Raw genomic sequence first — 2,710 nt, 5'->3', positions numbered from 1 at the left:
ACCCGCGGGCCCGGACGGCGACGCGGCCGTTGCAGTCGAGCGTCGCGGGCGCGTGCGGCTCGCCGCCGCCGGCGAGGCGGCCGATCGCCCCGGCCAGGAACGCGGCGTCGGCCGGGTCGATCGTCAGCCGGGTCGAGGCCGAGGCCTGGTCGGGCACGGCGTGCTCGACCCGGGGGAAGCGGGCGTCGGACTGGATCGCCAGGTGCAGCGTCCAGGCCCCGGCCCGCAGCACGACGTGGGACCCCGTCCGGCCGATCGCGACGGGGGCGTCGCGCGGCAGGGCCTTGCACGCGAAGAGCGGGACGGCGCGCACGAGGAGGTCGTCGTCCCAGGGCAGGCCGAAGCCGCCCTGGACGAGCACCTGCCGGCCGTCGGTGGCGACGATTTCGGACGTCGAGCCCCTCATCAGGATGCAGTCGAGGGCGTGGCGGGCGGACCGCTCGCCGGCCGTCGCCGCGGCCTCGGCCAGGGCTTCCAGGAGCCCGGGGGGCCGTTCGGCGAGGCCGGCGGGGGCCTCGGGGAAGGCCGGCGGCGCGACGTCCGGGACGGCGTACTCGCGGGACTGCGGGACGCCCCGGTCGTCCCAACGCGCGGTCGCGCGGCCGGGCGTAGGCGTCTCCAGATGCACAGGGGAGTCGTCGCGGCCGTCGAAGTCGGCCAGGGCCTCCATCGGAAGCCTGACCGACCCTTCGGCCAGGCCGGTCCCCTCCAGGAGGCATTCGACGGCCAGGTGGTCGAGGTGCAGCCGGACGCGCAACCCGGCTCCCGGGCCGGCGTCGAGGACGAGCGGGGGGGCCGGGCCGTTGCGGGCGAGGCCCAGGGTGCGGCGGCGGAGGACGGCCCGCAGGCGGCGGGCCTCGCGGCGGGTCAGGACGATCATGGCGGTCGGCTCCGTGCAAGACGAGGTCCGAGGAACGTTAATGGGATGAATGCGGTGGCGTGTGAGGACTTGGCAGGGGCCCGCCAGCTACGCCGCGTGGATTCGGCGGTGGGGCCGGCGGCCGGGCCCGGCGGCGTAGACGTCGGCGGCGGCGAACGCGAACTCGACGTCGCAGCCGCCGCATTCGGCCAGCGGGCGAGGGCCTCCGGGGCCGACGGGCAGGGCGACGCCGCCGCCGCAGAACGGGCAGTCGACGGCCAGGTGGAGGTCCTCGGCCTCCAGGTCGTCGGGCCGCCCGGAGCGGGCCTGGAAGCCGAGGCGGCGGATCACGTCGAGCGGCTCGCCGGTGCGGCGGGCGACGGTGCGGTCGAGCTGGGACTGGGTCACGGCGGGCTCCTCTCGGGTCGGGGACGGGTGCCGGCCGCACGACGCGACCGGCGGCTTCGGGGTCGCGTGGGTCGTGGTCGGACGTGGGACGTCGCGCGGCGCGCGATCATCCGGGGGGCGCGAGCCGGTTGGATTCCAGCCAGGCGACCTCGGCCGCCACGGCCTCGCTGCGGGTGGCGAAAGGCCCCAGCCTGGGGCCGCCGGAGGGGCCCAGGTCGGCCGTCCAGCGGCCCTCGGCGTCGGGCTCGACGTGGCTGGCGCGGGTCATTGCGGGGCGGCCGAGCGCCGCCAGGTCGATGGCCTCGGCGTAGACGGCCCGCACGGCGCCGCGGGGGTCGACCACGAGCCGCATCAGGCGTCCCCCGGCGCGGCCGCCTGGCGGAGGATGCGGCGGCGGGGCCGCTCGACCAGCATCCCGTCCAGGGCCGACTGGACCTGGGACAGCTGCGTCGCCACCCGCCGCCGCAGGTCCGGGGCCTCGCGCAGGTCCTTCGGAGCCACGCCCCGCACGGCCGACCGGGCCCGCTCCACCAGCTCGTCGAGCTGCGCGTCGCTGCGGACATTGAGGGCGCGGAAGCGGTCGAAGAAGTTGCCCAGGTTCTCCACCGCCGAGTCGCGGAACACCTTGGGGCGGCCGTCGTCGCCCACGCCGTCGAGCCGCTCGGCCAGGTGCTCGACCAGCCGGGCGAACTCCTCGGCGAACGCCCGCTCGGCCAGCGCGACCGCCTCCTCGAACCGCGACTCCATCCGGGCCCGCTCGCGCTCGTAGAGGTCGGGCGCGAGCCGCATCAGGTAGTCGGGCGGCTCCACCGAGGGGAAGTCGCAGGCGACTGCGAACAGCCCTACCAGCGTGGCGGGGTAGTCGGCCGGGTCGTAGAGGCTGCCGAGGCGGCGGGCGGCGGCCGCCCGGAGCTCGCCGTAGCGGCGGTCAAGGTCGGCGACGGCCTCGTCCAGCTCGCCGCGGAAGTCGGCGATCCGGCGGGCGAACTCGTCCACCGCGTCGCGTCGGATCAGTCGCACGCCCGGCTCTGGGAAGGGCAGCGACACCTCGCGCCAGTACGAGCGGATGCGGCCGCGGACGGCGGTGACGGCGCGGAACGCCGGGTGCTTGACGTCGAGCAGCCGCTTGCCGGCGCTGAGGCATCCCCCCTCGGCGTCGAACGCCTCGGCGGCGCGGTCGCGCTGCGGGGCGGTCAGTGCCTTGCGGGTGCCCAGCCAGGTGAACGCGACGCGGGCGGCGGCCGTCTCGGCGCGCAGCCGCCGGGCCGGCCCGGCGAGGTCGTCGCGGGCGGCAGGTCCGACGGTCGGGGGTCCTTCGATGCGATCGAGCAAAGTCGTCATCGAACCTCCTGGAAAGGGACGAGGCGGCCGGCCTTGCGGACCGCCGCCTCGTGTATGGGTCTTCGTTAACGTCTACCCGCCGGGGTAGGCGGGCGGTGCGGT

Annotated in this window: 4 protein-coding genes; all 4 read right to left on the bottom strand. The window is 76.7% G+C overall.

Features of this window, described 5'->3' with window-relative positions:
- On the bottom strand, positions 1-880 hold an 880-nt coding region (locus G6O68_RS31555; RefSeq protein ID WP_206108288.1), incomplete at its 3' end, for a hypothetical protein.
- 87 nt (positions 881-967) lie between these two features.
- On the bottom strand, positions 968-1,267 hold the full coding sequence (locus G6O68_RS31550) for a hypothetical protein (protein WP_165253685.1): 300 nt from the start codon (positions 1,265-1,267) through the stop codon (positions 968-970).
- Positions 1,268-1,373: 106 nt separating this feature from the next.
- A complete protein-coding gene (locus G6O68_RS31545; RefSeq protein WP_165253683.1) occupies positions 1,374-1,619 on the bottom strand; it encodes a hypothetical protein in 246 nt (81 codons plus the stop codon).
- A complete protein-coding gene (locus tag G6O68_RS31540; protein ID WP_165253681.1) occupies positions 1,619-2,608 on the bottom strand; it encodes a hypothetical protein in 990 nt (329 codons plus the stop codon). Before G6O68_RS31540 ends, G6O68_RS31545 begins: the two co-directional genes overlap by 1 nt.
- Between the last annotated feature and the right edge of the window lie 102 nt (positions 2,609-2,710).

It is taken from the genome of Paludisphaera soli (assembly GCF_011064595.1).
GTDB lineage: Bacteria > Planctomycetota > Planctomycetia > Isosphaerales > Isosphaeraceae > Paludisphaera > Paludisphaera soli.
The sequence above is the reverse complement of the archived record's forward strand: the minus strand, read 5'-3'. Positions and strand labels throughout refer to the sequence as shown.